The sequence below is a fragment of the Nocardioides mangrovicus genome (assembly GCF_003674065.1).
Lineage (GTDB): Bacteria > Actinomycetota > Actinomycetes > Propionibacteriales > Nocardioidaceae > Marmoricola > Marmoricola mangrovicus.
In genome coordinates this window covers 201213-219626 of sequence record NZ_RDBE01000006.1, presented here as the reverse complement: position 1 = coordinate 219626, position 18414 = coordinate 201213, and the positions used below count along the sequence as shown (strand labels likewise).

Annotated in this window: 20 protein-coding genes; 9 read left to right on the top strand and 11 right to left on the bottom strand. The window is 72.3% G+C overall.

Features of this window, described 5'->3' with window-relative positions:
• Nucleotides 1-13: 13 nt before the first annotated feature.
• Nucleotides 14-424 carry a Fur family transcriptional regulator gene (locus tag D9V37_RS06985; RefSeq protein WP_121805423.1) on the bottom strand — a complete coding sequence of 137 codons (411 nt, stop codon included), beginning with the start codon at nt 422-424 and terminating at the stop codon, nt 14-16.
• 58 nt (nt 425-482) lie between these two features.
• Between D9V37_RS06985 and D9V37_RS06980 the strand changes: the two genes are divergently transcribed.
• From D9V37_RS06980 to D9V37_RS06970, 3 genes are read left to right on the top strand one after another with little or no spacing between them, the layout of a single operon-like run.
• Nucleotides 483-1418: a metal ABC transporter solute-binding protein, Zn/Mn family gene (locus tag D9V37_RS06980; protein ID WP_121805422.1), complete on the top strand. Its 936-nt coding sequence runs from the start codon at nt 483-485 to the stop codon at nt 1416-1418.
• Nucleotides 1415-2251: a metal ABC transporter ATP-binding protein gene (locus D9V37_RS06975; RefSeq protein ID WP_198412428.1), complete on the top strand. Its 837-nt coding sequence runs from the start codon at nt 1415-1417 to the stop codon at nt 2249-2251. Before D9V37_RS06980 ends, D9V37_RS06975 begins: the two co-directional genes overlap by 4 nt.
• Nucleotides 2244-3128, top strand: coding sequence for a metal ABC transporter permease (locus D9V37_RS06970; protein WP_121805420.1), 885 nt, complete (start codon nt 2244-2246; stop codon nt 3126-3128). The genes D9V37_RS06975 and D9V37_RS06970 overlap by 8 nt, the downstream gene beginning before the upstream one ends.
• On the opposite strand, the gene D9V37_RS06965 is transcribed toward D9V37_RS06970, so the two are convergent.
• Nucleotides 3100-3678 (bottom strand): TMEM165/GDT1 family protein, encoded by a 579-nt coding sequence (locus tag D9V37_RS06965; protein WP_121805419.1) that lies wholly within the window; start codon nt 3676-3678, stop codon nt 3100-3102. The two genes, D9V37_RS06970 and D9V37_RS06965, sit on opposite strands and share 29 nt — an antisense overlap.
• A 231-nt stretch (nt 3679-3909) precedes the next feature.
• Between D9V37_RS06965 and D9V37_RS06960 the strand changes: the two genes are divergently transcribed.
• Nucleotides 3910-4815 carry a cation diffusion facilitator family transporter gene (locus D9V37_RS06960; RefSeq protein ID WP_121805418.1) on the top strand — a complete coding sequence of 302 codons (906 nt, stop codon included), beginning with the start codon at nt 3910-3912 and terminating at the stop codon, nt 4813-4815.
• A gap of 106 nt (nt 4816-4921) precedes the next feature.
• A complete protein-coding gene (locus tag D9V37_RS06955; protein ID WP_121805417.1) occupies nt 4922-5731 on the top strand; it encodes an alpha/beta fold hydrolase in 810 nt (269 codons plus the stop codon).
• A gap of 50 nt (nt 5732-5781) precedes the next feature.
• Here D9V37_RS06955 and D9V37_RS06950 read toward each other — a convergent pair whose 3' ends face one another.
• The 4 genes from D9V37_RS06950 to D9V37_RS06935 are packed head-to-tail and all read right to left on the bottom strand — an operon-like array spanning nt 5782 to nt 7390.
• Complete coding sequence (locus D9V37_RS06950) at nt 5782-6264, bottom strand: pyridoxamine 5'-phosphate oxidase family protein (RefSeq protein ID WP_121805416.1); 483 nt, start codon at nt 6262-6264, stop codon at nt 5782-5784.
• Nucleotides 6261-6812: a type 1 glutamine amidotransferase domain-containing protein gene (locus tag D9V37_RS06945; protein ID WP_121805415.1), complete on the bottom strand. Its 552-nt coding sequence runs from the start codon at nt 6810-6812 to the stop codon at nt 6261-6263. Before D9V37_RS06945 ends, D9V37_RS06950 begins: the two co-directional genes overlap by 4 nt.
• 58 nt (nt 6813-6870) lie before the next feature.
• Nucleotides 6871-7185: a hypothetical protein gene (locus D9V37_RS06940; protein WP_121805414.1), complete on the bottom strand. Its 315-nt coding sequence runs from the start codon at nt 7183-7185 to the stop codon at nt 6871-6873.
• The gene (locus D9V37_RS06935; RefSeq protein ID WP_121805413.1) at nt 7178-7390 is read right to left on the bottom strand and encodes a hypothetical protein; all 213 of its coding nucleotides are present in this window, start codon (nt 7388-7390) and stop codon (nt 7178-7180) included. The genes D9V37_RS06940 and D9V37_RS06935 overlap by 8 nt, the downstream gene beginning before the upstream one ends.
• Nucleotides 7391-7452: 62 nt before the next feature.
• On the opposite strand from D9V37_RS06935, the gene D9V37_RS06930 reads away from it, so the two are divergent.
• Nucleotides 7453-8457: a TIGR03557 family F420-dependent LLM class oxidoreductase gene (locus tag D9V37_RS06930; RefSeq protein WP_121805412.1), complete on the top strand. Its 1005-nt coding sequence runs from the start codon at nt 7453-7455 to the stop codon at nt 8455-8457.
• A 31-nt stretch (nt 8458-8488) separates the two neighbouring features.
• On the opposite strand, the gene D9V37_RS06925 is transcribed toward D9V37_RS06930, so the two are convergent.
• From D9V37_RS06925 to selA, 3 genes are read right to left on the bottom strand one after another with little or no spacing between them, the layout of a single operon-like run.
• Entirely contained in the window at nt 8489-8761 is a 273-nt protein-coding gene (locus D9V37_RS06925) for a DUF7218 family protein (RefSeq protein WP_121805411.1), read from the bottom strand.
• Between the two features lie 17 nt (nt 8762-8778).
• On the bottom strand, nt 8779-10239 hold the full coding sequence (locus D9V37_RS06920) for a selenocysteine-specific translation elongation factor (protein WP_121805410.1): 1461 nt from the start codon (nt 10237-10239) through the stop codon (nt 8779-8781).
• Nucleotides 10227-11504 carry an L-seryl-tRNA(Sec) selenium transferase gene (gene selA / locus D9V37_RS06915; protein WP_121805409.1) on the bottom strand — a complete coding sequence of 426 codons (1278 nt, stop codon included), beginning with the start codon at nt 11502-11504 and terminating at the stop codon, nt 10227-10229. The genes D9V37_RS06920 and selA overlap by 13 nt, the downstream gene beginning before the upstream one ends.
• Before the next feature lie 43 nt (nt 11505-11547).
• Between selA and fdh the strand changes: the two genes are divergently transcribed.
• Genes fdh through nrfD form a run of 3 tightly spaced genes read left to right on the top strand, consistent with a single transcriptional unit; the run spans nt 11548 to nt 16645 of the window.
• Nucleotides 11548-14763: a formate dehydrogenase gene (gene fdh / locus D9V37_RS06905; RefSeq protein ID WP_269778370.1), complete on the top strand. Its 3216-nt coding sequence runs from the start codon at nt 11548-11550 to the stop codon at nt 14761-14763.
• Nucleotides 14763-15677, top strand: a complete 915-nt coding sequence (locus D9V37_RS06900; RefSeq protein ID WP_121805406.1) for a 4Fe-4S dicluster domain-containing protein — start codon at nt 14763-14765, stop codon at nt 15675-15677. Before fdh ends, D9V37_RS06900 begins: the two co-directional genes overlap by 1 nt.
• On the top strand, nt 15677-16645 hold the full coding sequence (nrfD, locus tag D9V37_RS06895) for an NrfD/PsrC family molybdoenzyme membrane anchor subunit (protein WP_121805405.1): 969 nt from the start codon (nt 15677-15679) through the stop codon (nt 16643-16645). Before D9V37_RS06900 ends, nrfD begins: the two co-directional genes overlap by 1 nt.
• A gap of 12 nt (nt 16646-16657) precedes the next feature.
• Here nrfD and D9V37_RS06890 read toward each other — a convergent pair whose 3' ends face one another.
• A complete protein-coding gene (locus tag D9V37_RS06890; protein WP_121805404.1) occupies nt 16658-17614 on the bottom strand; it encodes an ABC transporter ATP-binding protein in 957 nt (318 codons plus the stop codon).
• Nucleotides 17611-18411, bottom strand: coding sequence for an ABC transporter permease (locus D9V37_RS06885; protein WP_232524792.1), 801 nt, complete (start codon nt 18409-18411; stop codon nt 17611-17613). The genes D9V37_RS06890 and D9V37_RS06885 overlap by 4 nt, the downstream gene beginning before the upstream one ends.
• Nucleotides 18412-18414: the final 3 nt, after the last annotated feature.

Here is an 18414-nt window from a genome sequence, read left to right as displayed (position 1 = left end):
CCAGCCCGGGGAATCAGCTCGGGAGGTAGCTCCGGCAGTTGCCGCAGACGCCGAAGAGCTCCACGGTGTGGTCGAGCTCGACGTAGCCGAAGCGGCGTGCGGTCTGGGCCGCCCACCGCTCGACCGGCCCGCCCTCGACCTCCTCGGCGCGTCCGCAGTGGCGGCACACCAGGTGGTGGTGGTGCTCGCCGACGTGGGACTCACCGCAGTAGCGGTAGGTGGCCTCGCCGTCGCCGTCGTGGATGACGTCGGCGATGCCCTGGGCCGCGAAGGACTGCAGGTGCCGGTAGACCGTCGAGAGTCCTATTCGGTGGCCGGCCGCGCGCAGGTCGGCGAACACGTCCTGCGCGCTGCGGAACCCGTCGTGGGCCTGCAAGGCGTCGCGGACGATGCTCTGCTGCGCCGTCGCTCTGGTCACCGCCATGGGATCACCCTACGGCCCAACTGGGAATGATTCTCATGTTCGGTGTACGTTATCGCTCATGAGAATCATTCCCAGTAAGCGACCGGCGCTCCGACGACCCGCCCTGGCGCTGACAACGATTCTCGTTCTCGCGCTGGCCGCGGGCTGCGGCTCCTCGTCATCGAGCAGCGACGCGAAGGTCGACGTGGTCGCCTCCACGGACGTCTGGGGCAGCGTGGTCGAGCACGTCGCGGGCGACCTGGCCGGCTCGGAGGTCCAGATCACCTCGATCATCACCGACCCCTCGGCCGACCCGCACTCCTACGAGGCCTCCGCCCGGACCCAGCTGGCCGTCTCGAAGGCCGACCTGGTGGTGGAGAACGGCGGCGGCTACGACGACTTCGTGCACCGCATGCTCAAGGCGCACCAGAAGTCCGGCGTCACCGTCCTGGACGCGGTGGACATCTCGGGGAAGAAGGCCAGCGGCGGGGCCGAGCTCAACGAGCACGTCTGGTACGACTTCCCGACGGTGGCGAAGGTCGCCGACCGGGTGGCCTCCGCACTGTCGAAGGCGGACCCCGACCACCGCGCCACGTACGAGAAGAACGCCGCCACCTTCCGCGGCCAGCTCGAGCAGCTGGAGCAGACCGAGGCGACGGTCAAGGCCGCCCACGCCGGGGTCGGAGTGGCGATCACCGAGCCCGTGCCCCTCTACCTGCTGAGCGCGTGCGGGCTGGTCAACCAGACGCCGGCCGACTTCAGCGAGGCGGTGGAGGAGGGCACCGACGTCTCGCCGCAGGTGCTGCAGCAGACCCTCGCGCTGTTCAGCGGCCACCGCGTGCAGCTGCTGGCCTACAACGAGCAGACGTCGGGCGCCGAGACCGAGTCCGTGCTCAAGGCGGCGCGGCAGGCGGGGGTCGCCGTCGTGCCGGTGACCGAGACGCTGCCGGCACACGAGGACTACCTGGAGTGGATGCGTGGCAACCTGGCTGCCGTGCAGAAAGCCCTCTCGTGAGTGCCGTCCTCGAGCTGCGTGACGCCGCGCTCGGCTACGACGGTCGTGTCCTGTGGTCCGGTCTCGACCTCGACGTCGAGCCGGGCGAGTTCGTCGCCGTGCTCGGCGCCAACGGCTCGGGCAAGACCAGCCTGCTGCGCGCGGTGCTCGGGCTGCAGCCGCTGACCAGCGGCACGCTGCGCGTCGGGGGACGGCCCGCGCGGCGTGGCGACCGGGCGATCGGCTACGTGCCGCAGCAGCGCCGGCTCGAGCCGACGACGCCGATGCGGGCCAAGGACGTGGTGCGACAGGGGCTCGACGGCCACCGGTGGGGCATCGGCCGACCCGGCCGGGTCGGCTGGGACCAGGTGGCCCGCGCCCTCGAGGCGGTCGAGGCGACGTCGTACGCCGACGTGCCGGTCGGGGTGCTCTCCGGCGGTGAGCAGCAGCGGGTGCGCATCGCCCAGGCGCTGGTGGCCGACCCGAGCCTGCTGCTGTGCGACGAGCCGCTGCTGTCCTTGGACCTGGCCAGCCAGCGCACCGTGACCACGCTGGTCGACCGTCGCCGTCGCGAGCACGGCTCGGGCGTGCTGTTCGTGACCCACGAGATCAACCCGGTGCTCCCGTACGTCGACCGGGTGCTCTACCTCGCCGGCGGCCGCTTCTCGGTGGGCACGGTCGAGGAGGTGCTGACCTCAGGCACGTTGAGCGACCTCTACGACGCCCCGATCGAGGTGGTGCGCACCGGCGGCCGGATCCTGGTCGCCGGCATCCCCGACACCCCCGACAACGCCCATCACCACGAGCACCACCACGACCACCGCGGCCAGGTGCAGGAGGCCGCCCATGGCTGAGGTGTGGCAGCGGATCTTCGACTTCTCCGACTACGGCGAGCTGCTCGGCCTGGTGCACAACTCGCTGCTCGCCGGGGCCGCGCTGGGCCTGGTGGGCGGACTGGTCAGCTGGTTCGTGATGATGCGCGACCTGCCGTTCGCGGTGCACGGGATCTCCGAGCTGTCGTTCGCCGGCGCCTCGGGGGCGCTGCTGCTGGGGGCGAACGTCGTCGCCGGCTCGCTGGTCGGCTCGCTGCTGGCGGCCGCCGTGATCGGCGGGCTGGGCAGCCGCGCCCGCGACCGCAACTCGATCATCGGCGTGCTGATGCCGTTCGGGCTCGGGCTCGGGGTGCTGTTCCTCTCGCTCTACCAGGGCCGGTCGGCCAACAAGTTCGGGCTGCTCACGGGGCAGATCGTCGCCATCGACGACCCGCAGCTGGCCTGGCTGCTGGCCACCGGCGCCGTGGTGGTGGTGGCCCTGCTGGTGATGTGGCGCCCGCTCGCCTTCGCCAGCACCGACCCCGAGCTGGCGGCCGCGCGCGGCGTGCCCGTCGCGCTGCTCTCGCCGCTGTTCATGCTCGTCCTCGGGCTCGCGGTGGCCATCTCGATCCAGGTGATCGGTGCGCTGCTGGTGCTCAGCGTCATCTGCACGCCGGCGGCGGCCGCGATGCGGGTGACGTCCTCACCGCGGCTGGTGCCGCTGCTGAGCATGGGGTTCGGGGTCGTCTCGGTGGTCGGCGGCATCCTGCTGGCACTGGGCAGCGACGTCCCGATCAGCCCCTACGTCACCACCATCTCGTTCCTGATCTACCTGGTGTGCCGCGCGATCGGACCGCGGGTCACCGCTGCCCGCGTCGGGGCCGGCCGGCTCAGAGCCAGCCGGCTCCCTGCCCGATGAGCAGGGCACCGAAGATCGCGAACAGCGCGGCGGCGCCGTAGGTGATCGCGCGTTCGGGCAGCTTGCGGCCGAGCACCGCGCCGACGCCGATGGCCAGCGCGTCGGCGACCACCATTCCCAGCGTCGAGCCGATCCAGGTTCCGAACCAGCCCTCCTGCGTGGCCAGCGTGATGGTGGCCAGCATCGTCTTGTCACCCAGCTCGGCCAGGAAGAACGCCGTGCCCACCGCGACCAGCGCGATGCCACGGCTCGACGCGGCCTTGGCCTCCTCCTCCTCGCTGAGGCTGTCGCCGCGCAGCGTCCACAGCGCGAAGCCCAAGAAAGCGATGCCGGCGATCACCTCGATGGTCGGCTGGTAGCCGGCGAAGGCGTCGCCGATCCAGTAGCCGATGCCCACCGAGGCCAGGTGCACCAGGGCGGTGGCCACGGTGATGCCGACGAGCACGTCGCGCACCTTGTAGCGCGTGGCGAAGGTCATGGCCATCAGCTGGCTCTTGTCGCCCAGCTCGGCGACGAAGATGACGGCGGTACTGATCAGGAAGGCTTCCACGGTCGGTCCCTCTCCGGCGCCGGCCGGAGGGCTGCGACCCGGTCGGGGACGTCCCTTCGACCAGGCGCCCGAACGTTGCGGCAACTGGTCGAAAGTCTCGTCCGCCACGACGCTGCATGGCCCGCGGCGCCGGATCCTCCCTGGTGGGAGACGGATCAGCATGTCGACGCCGCTGTTGGGGACTACTCCCTTTCCTGCCTCATCGTACCGGCAGGCCCCTACCCTGGAGGCGTGGGGCACGACCACGCGCACGCGACGCCGGACCATCGGGGCCGACTGGCCCTCGTGCTCGCCATCTCGTTGACCGTGCTCGTCGTCGAGGTCGTCGGCGCCGTGGTCTCGGGCAGCCTGGCCCTGCTGGCCGACGCCGGGCACCTGCTCACCGACGTCGCCGGGCTGACGCTGGCGCTGGTCGCCGCGGGCCTGGCCCGACGGCCGGCCACCGAGGCACGCACCTGGGGCTTCAAGCGCGCCGAGGTGCTGGCCGCGGCCGCGCAGGCCGCGGTGCTGCTCGCGGTCGGGGGCTTCGTGCTGGTCGAGGCCGTGCACCGGCTGGTCGCACCGCCGCAGGTGACCTCGGGAGCGATGGTCGTCTTCGGCGTGGTGGGACTGCTGGGCAACCTGGTCGGGCTGGCCGTGCTGGCCGGCGGCCGGTCGGCCAACCTCAACCTGCGAGCCGCCTTCCTCGAGGTCACCAACGACGCCCTGGGCTCGGTGGCCGTGCTCGCGGCGGCCGGCGTCATCGCCGCCACCGGCTGGACCCGCGCCGACGCGGTCGCCTCGCTGATCATCGCCGCGCTCATCGTGCCGCGCACCCTGCGGCTGCTGGCCGAGAGCCTCAACGTGCTGCTGGAGAGCACGCCGCCCGGCCTGGACCTGACCGAGGTACGGCAGCGCCTGGTGGCCCATCCGCACGTGCACGACGTCCACGACCTGCACGCCAGCCGGGTCGCCACCGGCCTGCCGGTGCTCACCGCGCACGTGGTGGTCGACGACTCCTGCTTCCGCGACGGCCACCTGGCCCCGATGCTCGACGAGCTGCAGCACTGCTTGGACCGCGACTTCGACATCGAGCACTCCACCATCCAGTTCGAGGCCGCCGGTCACGCCGACCACGAGCACGAGACGCACGCCTGAGGGGCCCCTCCAGGCGCCGCTCGGGGCCACCCCCGGGGTGGTTGCCACCAGCGGACGGGCGCGGTTTGCTCGACGCAGACCGTTCCGCTGAACCGAAGGAGCTTCCATGGCCGACGACGGACACAACCTCAAGGTGCGCGACTCCGGCGGCGACGGCCGCCCGGTGGTGCTGATCCACGGCTGGCCGCTCTCGGGGGAGTCGTGGTCGGAGCAGGTGCCGGCGCTCAAGGACGCCGGGTTCCGGGTCATCGCCTACGACCGCCGCGGCTTCGGCGACTCCGACCCCGGCGACTCCTACGGCTACGACGTCCTCGCCGACGACCTGAGCAACGTCATCGACGAGCTCGACCTCAACGACGTCAGCCTGGTCGGCTTCTCGATGGGCGGCGGTGAGGTGGCGCGCTACGCCGCCAAGCACGGCACCTCGAAGCTGCACTCGGTGGTCTTCGCCGCCGCCGTGCCGCCCTACCTGCTCAAGAGCGACGACAACCCCGACGGGCCGCTGACCGAGGAGGCGGCCCAGGAGATGGAGTCGGGCCTCAAGGACGACCGCGACGCCTTCTTCGACGACTTCACCACCCAGTTCTTCTCCGCCGGTGACGAGCTGAAGGTCAGCGAGGACCAGCGTCAGGACGCGGTGCGGATGTGCCGCCAGTCCGACCAGGAGGCGGCGGTGGGCTGCATGGAGGCCTTCGGCACCACCGACTTCCGCGACGACCTGACCAAGGTCGACGTGCCCACCCTGGTCATCCACGGCGACTCCGACGGCATCGTGCCGTTCGAGGGCTCCGGCAAGCTGACGCACGAGGCCATCGACGGCAGCGAGCTCGTCGTGGTCGAGGGTGGTCCGCACGGCCTCAACGTCAGCCACGCGAGCGAGTTCAACGACGCGCTGGTGGCGTTCCTCAAGAAGTAGGCCGCCGACCCGTCGCCGCGGCAGACGCCGAGGCGACGGGTCAGCGTCACCTACAGGTCGACGACCTCGTTCTCGCCCTCGGCCCGCTCACCGCTCAGCCGGGTGCGCACCAGGTTCACCAGCTGCGTCACCTTGCTGCCGCCCGGCGCCGACCAGTACTCCGCGGTGCCGGGCTCGACCTCGATGAGCACGTTCTCGGGGTCCTCGGGACCGCCCTCGAGCCAGGCGTCGGTGAAGGTGTCCCACAGCTCGGCCAGCTTCGCCTCGTCGTTGACGATCTTCGCCGTGCCGGCCACCGAGAGCCACGAACCGCTGCCGGCGTAGGAGACGTTGACCGCCGGGTGGTCCAGGAGGTCCTGCACCTTGTCGCTGGAGCGGCGGGCGATGAAGCGCAGCGTGCCGTCGTAGTCGACGTCCTGGGTGGCCATCGGATGGGAGACCAGTGATCCGGTGGCGTCGACGTGCGTCAGCATCGCCACGTGCGCCTGACGCATCAGGTCGATGACGGTGTCGTGGGCGTTCTCCTCGCTCATGCCGACACCCTCTCCGTGAGCGCCTTCTCGATGGCCTCGATGAACGCCGGCAGGTCGTCGGGATCGCGGCTGGTGATCAGGTTCTCGTCGACGACGACCTCCTCGTCGACCCACTCGGCGCCCGCGTTGCGCAGGTCGTCGGCGAGGCTGGCGTAGCTGGTGAGCCGGCGGCCCTGGGCCAGGCCGGCCGAGACCAGCAGCCAGGGTCCGTGGCAGATGACGGCCAGCGGCTTGCCGGCGGCGTCCACGGCCCGGACGATCGCGCGGGCGTCCTCCTCGACGCGCATCCGGTCGGCGTTGACGGTGCCGCCCGGCACCACGACGGCGTCGACGGTGTCGACGTCGAGCTGGTCCAGCGTGCCGTCGACCTCGACCTTCTGCGTGGGCTGTGTGTCGCCCTCGACCGCCTGGATCGGCTCGTTCTTGGTGGAGTAGATGCGCACCTGTGCGCCGGCCTCACGCAGCGCGTCGCGCGGCGAGACCAGCTCGGCCTCCTCGAAGAAGTCGGTGGCGATGATGGCGACGGTCTTCCCGTTCAGGTCACTCATGCCCGGCTGGGTACCCGTGCGCGCCCGCGGTATCCCCACCCGCACGTGCGAACCGACGTCACAGGTCGATGCCGCGCACCCAGCGCTCGCCGGCGTCGCCGCCCCAGGCGTCCCAGGCCACGCGGCCGGCCGACGGGAAGCCCTTGGTGCCGCGCTTGAACCCGTCGGCCGCCTTGTCGACCTTGTGTCGCTTGAAGTAGGCCTGCATCTTCTTCACCTCGGCGTCGGAGAGCGCCTTGCCGTCGGCCAGCTGGTGGGCTCGGTGGCGCCCGACGTCGGTGAAGTTGCGCCCGGCCTTGCCGTCCTCGATCCAGCCGACGGCGCGCTTGCCCACCTGCTGCACGCCCTTGGGCGGGGTGTGGCCGTCACTCACCGAGCACCTCGGCGACCGAGACGTCGCCGCCGTGCTGCTCGATGGCCTGGGCCAGCGCGCTGACCTCGGCGTCGCTGAGCTCGAGCCCGGCCTCGTCGGCACCCGAGCGCAGCTCCTTCTCCACCGTGCCCTCCGGGGCGCCGTCCTGGTAGGAGCTGACCCGGTCGACGACGTTCTGGATGGCTTCGTTGCGATCTGCGTCCATGGCGGATGCGTACCCGCCCGAGGGGTGGGCATGCCCGCCCGAACGGCGGGAACCGAGCGCCCATGACCCGATTCGGCTACACCTTGATGACCGAGCAGAGCGGCCCGAAGGACCTGGTGCGCTACGCGGTGGCCGCCGAGGAGGCGGGGTTCGACTTCGAGGTCTCCAGCGACCACTTCTCGCCCTGGCTCACCGAGCAGGGCCACGCGCCGTACGCCTGGACGGTGCTGGGCGCGGTGGCCCACGCCACCGAGCGCGTCGAGCTGATGACGTACGTGACCTGCCCGCTGATCCGCTACCACCCGGCGGTGGTGGCCCAGCAGGCGGCGACGCTGCAGCTGCTGGCCGACGGCCGGTTCACCCTCGGGCTGGGGGCGGGGGAGAACCTCAACGAGCACGTGGTGGGGCAGGGCTGGCCCTCGGTCGACGCACGCCAGCAGATGCTGGTCGAGGCCATGCAGGTGATCCGGGAGCTGCACACCGGCGACCTGGTGACCTTCGACGGCGCGCACTACCGCGTCGACTCCGCCCGGATCTGGGACTGTCCCGACGGCGGGGTGCCCATCGCCGTCGCCGCCAGCGGCGACAAGGGCATCGAGCGGTTCGCGCCGCTGGCCGACCACCTCGTCGCGGTCGAGCCCCGCGCCGACCTCGTCGCGTCGTGGAACGCGATCCCCGACGTGCCCGACATCGGGAGCGGCGAGGGGTCGGCGCGCGCGATCGGGCAGATCCCGATCAGCTGGGACCCCTCGTCCAAGGACGCCGCGGTGGAGCGGGCGCACGAGCAGTTCCGCTGGTTCGCCGGCGGCTGGAAGGTCAACTCCGACCTGCCCACGCCGGCCGGCTTCGCGGGCGCCTCGCAGTTCGTCCGTCCCGAGGACGTGGCCGAGGCGATGCCGTGCGGGCCCGACCTGGACGAGATCGTGGCCAAGGTGGCGCCGTTCTGGGAGGCCGGCTTCACCGACGTCGCGCTGGTGCAGATCGGCGACCAGACCCAGGACCGGTTCCTGGCCGAGGCCGCCGGCCCGCTGCTGGAGCGACTCCGCGCCGCGGCCGGGAGCAGCTGACCCCGCCGGGGAGCCGCCCCCGCAGCTGCGCTCAGCTGTCGCGCAGCGCCTCGATCAGCTCGTCCTTCGACATCTTCGAGCGACCCGGGATCCCGATCTCCTTGGCGCGCTCGACCAGGTCGGCCTTGGTCCAGTCCTCGTACGTGCCCGACCGGCCGCCCTTCTTGCCGACGGCCTTGCGGCTGGAGTTGGCGGCGGCGTTGGCGATGCGAGCCGCCTTCTGCTTGCTGGCGCCGTCCTCGCGCAGCGCCTCGTACATCTCGGCGTCCTTGACCGACGGGCCGGGGCTCTTCTTGGCAGGCATGGGCGGCCGGTACCCGCTCAGCGGGCTCGCATCCGCCGGGTGTCATCGGCCAGCCGCACCGTGCGACCGGTGCGGTCTAGGTAGGTCAGCAGCGGCAGCACGACCCGGCGGCTGGTGCCCAGCGCCTGCCTCGCCTGGCTGGTGGTGAACGGCGCGGGCAGCGTGGCCAGCACCTCGACGGCGCGCTCGTCGGAGCCCGGCAGCATCACCGTGCGAGCGTCGAGACGCAGCAGCTCACCGTCCGCCCCGAGGGCGGCGAGGTCGGCGGCGTCGAGACCAAGGTCGGCCAGGGTGGTGGCGTCGGGGGCGTCGAAGCCTGCGAGGTGCTCGCGGATGATGGCGGCGGCCTCGGAGAGCCGGGGAGTCAGCGCAGGGGTTCGCTGCTCCGGCTCGTCGACGACGGCCACGGGCGGCTCAAAGGGCCCGTCGGCGAGCTCGGCTGCTCGGCGCGCGGCGGCACCACGGCGGCGCAGCGGCGCCGGGTCGAGGGCCAGCACGTCGACCCCCCACACCGTGCGGGCGCCGGGGTCGCGCAGGAGCACCCGGTCGCCGACGACGAGCGGGAGGGGCCGCTCGAGTCGCAGCCGGGCGTACCCGTCGGCCAGCGGGCGTACCTGCACCGAGGTGGCGGTGGCGCCGACGTGGAGCAGCGGCCGGCCGGGTGGGTCGCCCGCCACGGCGACGTCGACGACGCTGATGTCACCGAACGCGCCCGGCGTGACCAGCACGCTCTCACGGTCCAGGCCGTCGGGGACGTGGCCGCCGAGGGCCAGTGCCACCCGGGCGACGCCGCTGACGGTCTCGACGGGCCGTTCCAGCGACTGCAGGCCGCGGATGCGCACCTGCTCCTCGTGCCACGCCAGCCGGTCGCCGACCCGCAGCGTGCCGGCCTGCAGGGTCCCGGTGACCACCGTGCCGGTGCCGCGCACGTGGAACGCGCGGTCGAGCCAGAGCCGCACCGGGGCGGCGGGGTCGGGCTCGGCGAGAGTGGGGATCATCCCCGCCAGGGCGCTGCGGAGCCGGTCGAGGCCCTCGCCGGTCCGGCCGCTGACCACCACCTCGGGCACGCCGGCCAGCGAGGTCGCAGCGAGCCGCCGGCGCGCCAGGGCCAGGGTGGGGCCGGGATCGGCCAGGTCGGCACGCGTGACGACCAGGACGCCGTGGCTCACGCCGAGCGCGTCGAGTGCGGCGAGGTGCTCCTCGGCCTGGGGCATCCACGGGTCGTCGGCGGCCACGACGAACATCACCGCCGGCACCGGCCCGAGCCCGGCCAGGGTGGTGGCCACGAACCGTTCGTGACCGGGGACGTCGACGAACGCCACGTCGTGGCCGCCCAGCTCGGTCCAGGCGTAGCCGAGCTCGATGCTCAGCCCCCGTCGCTGCTCCGCGGGTAGCCGATCGGGCTCGGCGCCGGTGAGGGCACGCACCAGCGTCGACTTGCCGTGGTCGACGTGCCCGGCGGTGGCTACGACGTGCATGCCCGCACGGCGTCGACCAGCACGGCGTCGTCGGCGGGATCCACCGCGATCAGGTCGAGCAGCAGCCGGCCCTCGTTCACGTGGCCGACGACCGGTGCGGCGCCGGTCCGCAGCGGTGCGGCGAGCTCGGCCGGCAGCGCCACGGCGGCGCTGGGCAGCACGACGCCGGGCGCGCCGCCACCGCCGACGGCCGCCTGCGAGGTCACAACCTCGGCGTCGAGCTGCGAGGCGATGCGCCGGGCACGGGCGAGCAGGTCCTCGGGCCGGGTGTCGAGGGCGCGGGCGACGGGCGGCGGTGGCCCGGTCAGCGTCGCCTCGAGGGCGGCCAGCGTCAGCTTGTCGACCCGCATCGCCCGCGCCAGCGGGTGCCGCCGCAGCCGCAGCACGAGCGCGGCATCGCCGAGGAGCAGTCCGCACTGGGGTCCGCCGAGCAGCTTGTCGCCCGACGCCGTGACCAGGCAGGCGCCCGCCCGCAGCGTCGTCGCCGCGTCGGGCTCCTCGGGCAGCCGCGGGTGGGGTCTGAGCAGGCCCGAGCCGATGTCGGCGACGACGGGCACGCCCAGCCCCGCGAGCCCGGCCACCGGCACGGTGGAGGTGAACCCCTCCACGCGGAAATTCGAGGGGTGCACCTTGAGCACGAAGGCCGTGTCGGGGCCGACGGCCCGCTCGTAGTCCTCGACCCGCACGCGGTTGGTGGTGCCGACCTCGCGCAGCCGGGCGCCGACCGACTCCAGCAGCTCGGGGATGCGGAAGCCGTCGCCGATCTCGACCAGCTCGCCACGGGCGATGACGATCTCTCGGCCGGCGGCCAGCCCGCAGGCGGCGAGCGCGAGCGCCGCCGCGCCGTTGTTGACCACGTGCACCCGCCCGGCGTCTGGCACGGCGGCGGCCAGTGCCGCGAGGGTCGCCTCTCCCCGCGGACCGCGGGTGCCCGCGACGAGGTCGAGCTCGACGTCGGTGGCGCCCGCGGCCACCGTCACGGCCTCGACCGCGGCCGAGGACAGCGGCGCCCGGCCGAGGTTGGTGTGCACCACGACGCCGGTCGCGTTGACCACGCGCCGCAGCGACACCGGCGAGCCCGGCAGCGAGGCGACGACCGTGGCCACCACCTCCTCGGGCCGGAGCCCGCCGCTACGACAGGTGTCGAGGACATCGGCCACCAGCGCCTTCACCCGGTCGCGCCCGAGCCGCTCGACGGCTGCCGCGACGTCGGGATCGGCCAGCACCGCATCGGTGCGCGGGGTGAGCCGGCGGACGTCGCTCATACGGGTGAGCCTAGATCGCGCCCGGCGTGGATATCGTGGCTACGTGGTGGACTTCCTGGGCTGGCCGTTGGTACGCCAGCTGACGGGCGCCGACCGCCTCGGACGGGGTGCCGCGGCCCAGTCGCCCCGCAGCCGCGACCTCGAGCCGCGCACGAGGTCCGCCGACCGCGTGGTCGACAGCGTCTGTCCCTTCTGCGCGGTCGGCTGCGGTCAGAAGGTCTTCGTCAAGGACGGACGCGTCGTCCAGATCGAGGGCAACCCGGCCAGCCCGATCTCGCGGGGCCGGTTGTGCCCCAAGGGCAGCGCCAGCAAGCAGCTGGTCACCTCGCCCACCCGCGTCACGACGGTGCGCTACCGCCGACCACACGGCACCGAGTGGGAGGACCTCGACCTCGACACCGCGGTCGACATGATCGCCGATCGCGTGATCGCCACGCGCAGGCAGTTCTGGCGGTGGGAGGACGAGCAGGGCCGTCGCACCCGGCACACCACCGGCTTCGCGAGCCTGGGAGGAGCGACCCTCGACAACGAGGAGAACTACCTCATGAAGAAGCTCTACACGGCGCTGGGTGCCATCCAGATCGAGAACCAGGCCCGGATATGACACTCCTCGACGGTGCCCGGTCTGGGTGCCTCGTTCGGCCGTGGTGGCGCAACGACCAACCTGATGGACCTGCAGAACGCTGACTGCATCCTCATCGAGGGATCGAACATGGCCGAGGCCCACCCCGTGGGCTTCCAGTGGGTCATGGAGGCCAAGAAGCGGGGCGCCACGGTGATCCACGTCGACCCGCGCTTCACCCGTACCTCGGCGGTGGCCGACCTCCACGTGCCGATCCGGGCGGGATCGGACATCGCGTTCCTGGGCGGCTTGGTCAACCACGTGTTGAGCAACGACCTCGACTTCCGCGAGTACGTGGTCGCCTACACGAACGCGGCCAACATCATCACCGAGGACTTCGCCGACACCGAGGACCTCGAGGGACTGTTCTCGGGGTGGGACCCCGAGACCAAGCGGTACGACCCGGTGAGCTGGCACTACGAGCCACCGGCGCGGATGAGCGACGACGACGTGGCGAACATCGAGGACGTGCAGGACGGGGAACCGGTCTCCCACGAGGCGGCGCAGTCCGACACCCACGGCTCGGGTGGCTCGCCCCTGCCGTGGAAGGGCCGGCGTGACGAGACCCTGCAGCACCCCCGCTGCGTGTTCCAGATCCTCAAGCGCCACTTCGCCCGCTACACCCCGCACATGGTCGAGGAGACGTGCGGCATCCCGGCCTCGGAGTTCGCCAAGGTGGCCGATGCGCTGGTGGCCAACAGCGGCCGGGAGCGCACCACCGCGTTCTGCTACGCGGTGGGCTGGACCCACCACAGCACCGGCGCCCAGATGATCCGCACGTCCGCGATCCTGCAGACGTTGCTGGGCAACATCGGTCGCCCGGGCGGCGGCATCCTGGCGCTGCGCGGCCACGCCAGCATCCAGGGCTCCACCGACATCCCCACGCTGTTCAACATCCTCCCCGGCTACATCCCGATGCCGTTGGCCCCGCTGCACCAGTCGCTGGACGCCTGGGTCGAGGACGACGAGGGCAAGGCCGGGTTCTGGGGCAACATCCGCTCCTACTCCGTGAGCCTGCTGAAGGCCTACTGGGGCGATGCGGCCACCGCCGAGAACGACTTCTGCTTCGACTACCTGCCCCGGCTGACGGGGGACCACTCCACCTACGCCACCGTCAAGTCGATGATCGACGGTGGCTGCAAGGGCTACTTCATCGTGGGGGAGAACCCCGCGGTCGGTTCGGCCAACGGCAAGATGCAGCGACTCGGCATGGCCAACCTGGACTGGCTGGTCGTGCGCGACCTGCAGATGATCGAGTCGGCCACCTTCTGGAAGGACGGCCCGGAGATCGAGACCGGAGAGCTGGTGACCGAGGAGATCGGCACCGAGGTGTTCTTCCTCCCGGCCGCCACGCACGTGGAGAAGTCGGGGTCCTTCACCCAGACCCAGCGGATGCTGCAGTGGCGCGACAAGGCGGTCGAGCCACCGGGGGACTGCCGCAGCGAGCTGCAGTTCTACGTCGACCTGGGCAACCGGATCCGCGAGAAGCTGGCCGACTCCACCGACGAGATGGACGCCCCGGTCCTGGAGCTGGCGTGGGACTACCCGGTCGACGAGACCGGCGAGCCGGACGGCGAGTCGGTGCTGCGCGAGGTCAACGGCACGGGCCCGGACGGGGCCGTCTCCTCCTACCTGGATCTCAAGCCCGACGGATCGACCGCCTGCGGCTGCTGGATCTACGCGGGCGTGTACGCCGACGAGGTCAACCAGGCGCGGCGCCGCAAGCCGCACTGGGAGCAGGACCAGGTGGCCGCCGAGTGGGGCTGGGTCTGGCCGGCCAACCGCCGCATCCTCTACAACCGGGCCTCCGCCGCCCCCGACGGCACGCCGTGGAGCGAGCGGAAGAAGTACGTCTGGTGGGACCCCGAGCAGGGCAGGTGGGTCGGCAAGGACGTCCCCGACTTCGTGCCCGACCGGGCGCCCGACCACACGCCCGCGCCGGACGCTCACGGGCCGGACGCGATCGGGGGGCAGGACCCGTTCGTGATGCAGACCGACGGCAAGGCCTGGTTGTTCGCGCCGCTGGGGGTGGCCGACGGACCCCTTCCCGCCCACTACGAGCCGGCCGAGTCCCCGGTGGCCAACCCGCTGTACCCGGTGCAGAGCAACCCCGGTCGCAGGTCGCTGAAGACGCCGAGCAACCCGATCAACCCCAGCCGGTCCGAGGTGTTCCCCTACGTCTTCACCACCTACCGGCTCACCGAGCACCACACCGCCGGTGGCATGAGCCGCACGCTGCCGTACCTGACCGAGCTCCAGCCGGAGCCGTTCTGCGAGGTCTCACCGCGGTTGGCGCGGGAGCGAGGCCTGGTGCACGGGGAGTGGGCCACCATCATCAGCGCGCGGACCGCCATCGAGGCGCGGGTGCTGGTCACCGACCGGTTGCGCTCGCTGCGGCTCGGCGACCGGTTCGTCGAGCAGGTCGGACTGCCGTACCACTGGGGTGGCAACGGGCTCAGCACGGGTGACTCCGCCAACGACCTGGTCAACGTCACCATGGACCCGAACGTGTTCATCCAGGACAAGGTCGGTACCTGCGACGTGCAGCCCGGCCGACGCCCCCGGGGACCGGCGCTGGTCGAGTACGTCGCGCAGTACCGGCGCCGCGCCGGTGTGCCCGAGGAAGGAGACCTCTGATGGGACGCCTGTCGGGCCCGCTGCACGATGTGGCGCAGGACGCCGGTTACGAACAGCCACCGCCGCGCATGGGCTTCTTCACCGACACCTCGGTGTGCATCGGCTGCAAGGCCTGTGAGGTGGCCTGCAAGGAGTGGAACGAGGTGCCCGAGGACGGGTACCTGCTCACCGGCATGTCCTACGACAACACCCAGGCGCTCTCGGCGAGCACATGGCGCCACGTCGCCTTCGTGGAGAAGGCCGACGGGCCTGCCCTCACCGACCTGGGGATGCCCGGGGTCGGACTTCCCGGCGCGGCCACCGCCGGCACCGTCCACGAGGACCAGGAGACGGCCTCGGGCGACAGTGCGGTCCGGTGGCTGATGAGCTCAGACGTGTGCAAGCACTGCACGCACGCCGCCTGTCTCGACGTGTGTCCGACCGGGTCGCTGTTCCGCACCGAGTTCGGCACGGTGGTGGTCCAGCCCGACATCTGCAACGGCTGCGGGTACTGCATCCCGGCCTGTCCCTACGGCGTCATCGGCAAGCGCGAGGACGACGGCCGTGCCTTCAAGTGCACGCTGTGCTACGACCGGCTCAAGGAGGGCCAGAAGCCGGCCTGCGCCCAGGCCTGCCCCACCGAGTCCATCCAGTTCGGCGAGCTCGACGTGCTGCGCGAGCGCGCCGACGCCCGGCTCGCCGAGCTGCACGCCCAGGGGGTCGAGGTCGCGCAGCTCTACGGCCGCGACCCCGAGGACGGCGTCGGGGGTGACGGTGCCTTCTTCCTCCTGCTCGACGAGCCCGAGGTCTACGGCCTGCCGCCCGATCCGGTGGTCACCACCCGCGACCTCGGGTCGATGTGGCGTCACGTGGGGGCGGCCGCTGCCGTTCTCGTCGGCGTGGGGATCGCCTCCTTCGCCGGGAAGCGGGGCTGATGGCCCGCGGTGGAGGTCGGGCCGAGCAGGCGATGGTCCCCGACGTCGAGTTCGAGTCCTACTACGGACGGCCGATCCTCAAGGAGCCGGTCTGGAAGACCCCCGACGTGCCGCTCTACCTGTTTCTCGGCGGCCTGGGCGGCGCGTCGGCGCTGCTGGCCGAGGGGGCGGCGTTGCGAGGCCTGCCGGCCCTGGAGCGCACGACGCGCCTGGTGGCCGCGGCCTGCGCCGCTGGGGGCACCGTGTTCTTGATCCACGACCTGGGCCGCCCCGAACGGTTCCTACACATGCTCAGGGTCCTCAAGCCGACCTCCCCGCTGTCGGTCGGCTCCTTCATCCTGGCGCCGTTCGCGACGCTGTCCTCGGTGGCCGCCGGCTCACAGCTGACCGGGCTGTTCCCGCGGCTGGGCCGGCTCGCCGGCCTGGGCGCCGCCGCCTTCGGTCCGCCGTTGGCGACCTACACGGCTGCGCTCTTCGCCGACACCGCCGTGCCGATCTGGCACGAGGCGCACCGCGAGCTGCCGTTCGTGTTCGCCGGGTCCGGCGCGGCCGCGGCAGGCGGTCTGGCCATGGTGCTGGTCCCGATGGAGCAGACCGGCCCCGCGTGGCGGATGGCCGTGGTCGGCGCCGTCGCCGAGACCGCCGTGGTGGAGGTGATGGAGCGTCGGCTCGACATGCTGGCCGAGCCCTACAGCAAGGGCTTCGCCGGGCGCCTGATGCGCAGCGCCCGCCTGCTGACCCTGTCCGGGGTCGGGCTGGCCGTGCTCGGCCGACGCTCGCAGTGGTGGCGCCGTGCGGCCGGGGTCGCGCTCGTCGCCGGCTCGGTGACCACCCGGTTCGGCGTCTTCGAGGGCGGCATGGAGTCGGCACGCGACCCGAAGTACGTGGTGGTGCCGCAGAAGGCGCGCAAGGCGGCACGCGAGAGCGCCCGATGGGCCGAGCGGACGGCAGCTCCCCGGACCGGCTGAGCGAGCACGCCTTCAGCGTCCCCGCGCGCTGTAGACGCGGCGCACCACGTCCTCCACGTCGGGCTCCTCGACGGCCAGGTCGCGCACCTCGACCCGCTCGGTGACCGCGGCCAACACGCGGGCGGCGGTGGTGTGCTCGGGGTCGAAGGCCAGCCGCTGGCGCAGGCCGCCCGCCTCGCTGCCGAGGTGCTCGGTGTCGGCGATCGCGAGGTCCGGCGTCGGCTCGGCGAGGTCGACGACCAGCACGCGCTGGGCGCCGACGGTGCGCGAGAGGCCGGTCAGGGTGCCGTCGAAGACCAGCCGGCCGCGATCGACCAGCAGCACCCGGTCGCAGAGCCGCTCCACGTCGCCCATGTCGTGGGTGGTGAGCAGCAGCGTCGTGTCGTGGGCGGCCCGCTCGGCCAGCAGGAACTCGCGCAGCCGCTGCTTGGAGAGCACGTCGAGCCCGATGGTGGGCTCGTCGAGGATGACCAGCCGCGGCGAGTGGAGCAGCGCGGCGGCCACCTCGGCGCGCATCCGCTGCCCCAGCGAGAGCTGACGCACGGCCGTGCCGAGGAACTCCCCGACCTCGAGTCGCTCGACCAGCTCGTCGGTGCGCCGACGCTCCCGCTCGGGGGAGAGCCCGTGGATGGCGGCGAGGATGGAGAACGACTCGCGCACCGAGAGGTCCCACCACAGCTGCGAGCGCTGCCCGAAGACCACGCCCACCTCGCGCGCCAACCGCCGACGGTCGGCCACCGGCCGCAGCCCGCAGGTGCGGGCGGCCCCGCGCGTCGGCACGAGGATGCCGGTGAGCATCTTGATCGTGGTCGACTTCCCGGCCCCGTTGGCGCCGATGTAGCCGACCGACTCACCGGCCTCGACCCGCAGGCTGAGGTCGTCGACGGCCACCACGGTGCGACGCCGTAGGCCGTCGCGCACCGAGAAGTCGCGGCCGAGGGCGTCGGTCTCGATGATCGGCTCGCTCATCCGCCTGCTCCTTGGTAGTGACGTACGCCGAGGCGCCAGGAGCCCAGCGCCAGCAGCCAGACCCACCCGGCGGCCAGTGGCGTGCACCAGGCCAGCCACGCCGGCAACCACGCGGGCCCGCTCAGGCCGAGGACGGCGACGGTGGGCAGGTAGCCGGTGAAGGCCATCGGGAAGAGGAAGCCGAAGAGGGCCTGCAGCGGGCGCGCCCACACCGACGCCGGCTGGGTGGCGGCGTAGCGGCCGCCGTAGACGAAGGCGTTGGTGGCCTCGGCGCCGTCGACGAGGAAGAACTGCGCGCCCGCGGCCCAGACGTACATCGCGGCCGAGATGGCGATGCCGCAGGGCACCGCGAGCAGCAGCACCGCCACGTGGCCCGGCGTCCAGTCGATGTCGTTGACCACCAGTCCCACCACCAGCGCCGCCAGACCGACGCCGGCGCGGGCCAGCCGGCGCAGCGAGATGTCGGAGGTGATCAGCTGCAGCAGCAGCGGCTGCGGGCGCAGGTAGAACACGTCGATGGTGCCCGCCCGCAGGTACGTGGGCAGCGTGTCGCAGTGGCCGACGGCGAGGTCGGCGATCGAGTAGGTGAGATCGGCCAGGCCGAAGACCAGCAGCACCGCGCTCAGGTCGAGCCCGCCGATGCGGTGGACGCTGGTGTAGAGCACGGCCACCTCGGCCAGCTCGACGATCCCGACCAGCAGCGAGCTGCCGAGGTCGAGCCGGAAGTTGAACCGGTAGGTCCGCTGCGAGCGCATCCGCGACGCCAGCACCGCCCGGTAGGCAGCAAGATCACCCACGGA

What these genes read in the sequence shown, in the direction of transcription:
- D9V37_RS06985 (WP_121805423.1), bottom strand. Translation starts at nt 424, where the DNA reads ATGGCGGTGACCAGAGCGACGGCGCAGCAGAGCATCGTCCGCGACGCC.
- D9V37_RS06980 (WP_121805422.1), top strand. Translation starts at nt 483, where the DNA reads ATGAGAATCATTCCCAGTAAGCGACCGGCGCTCCGACGACCCGCCCTG.
- D9V37_RS06970 (WP_121805420.1), top strand. Translation starts at nt 2,244, where the DNA reads ATGGCTGAGGTGTGGCAGCGGATCTTCGACTTCTCCGACTACGGCGAG.
- D9V37_RS06955 (WP_121805417.1), top strand. Translation starts at nt 4,922, where the DNA reads ATGGCCGACGACGGACACAACCTCAAGGTGCGCGACTCCGGCGGCGAC.
- D9V37_RS06950 (WP_121805416.1), bottom strand. Translation starts at nt 6,264, where the DNA reads ATGAGCGAGGAGAACGCCCACGACACCGTCATCGACCTGATGCGTCAG.
- D9V37_RS06945 (WP_121805415.1), bottom strand. Translation starts at nt 6,812, where the DNA reads ATGAGTGACCTGAACGGGAAGACCGTCGCCATCATCGCCACCGACTTC.
- D9V37_RS06935 (WP_121805413.1), bottom strand. Translation starts at nt 7,390, where the DNA reads ATGGACGCAGATCGCAACGAAGCCATCCAGAACGTCGTCGACCGGGTC.
- D9V37_RS06930 (WP_121805412.1), top strand. Translation starts at nt 7,453, where the DNA reads ATGACCCGATTCGGCTACACCTTGATGACCGAGCAGAGCGGCCCGAAG.
- D9V37_RS06925 (WP_121805411.1), bottom strand. Translation starts at nt 8,761, where the DNA reads ATGCCTGCCAAGAAGAGCCCCGGCCCGTCGGTCAAGGACGCCGAGATG.
- D9V37_RS06920 (WP_121805410.1), bottom strand. Translation starts at nt 10,239, where the DNA reads ATGCACGTCGTAGCCACCGCCGGGCACGTCGACCACGGCAAGTCGACG.
- selA (WP_121805409.1), bottom strand. Translation starts at nt 11,504, where the DNA reads ATGAGCGACGTCCGCCGGCTCACCCCGCGCACCGATGCGGTGCTGGCC.
- D9V37_RS06900 (WP_121805406.1), top strand. Translation starts at nt 14,763, where the DNA reads ATGGGACGCCTGTCGGGCCCGCTGCACGATGTGGCGCAGGACGCCGGT.
- nrfD (WP_121805405.1), top strand. Translation starts at nt 15,677, where the DNA reads ATGGCCCGCGGTGGAGGTCGGGCCGAGCAGGCGATGGTCCCCGACGTC.
- D9V37_RS06890 (WP_121805404.1), bottom strand. Translation starts at nt 17,614, where the DNA reads ATGAGCGAGCCGATCATCGAGACCGACGCCCTCGGCCGCGACTTCTCG.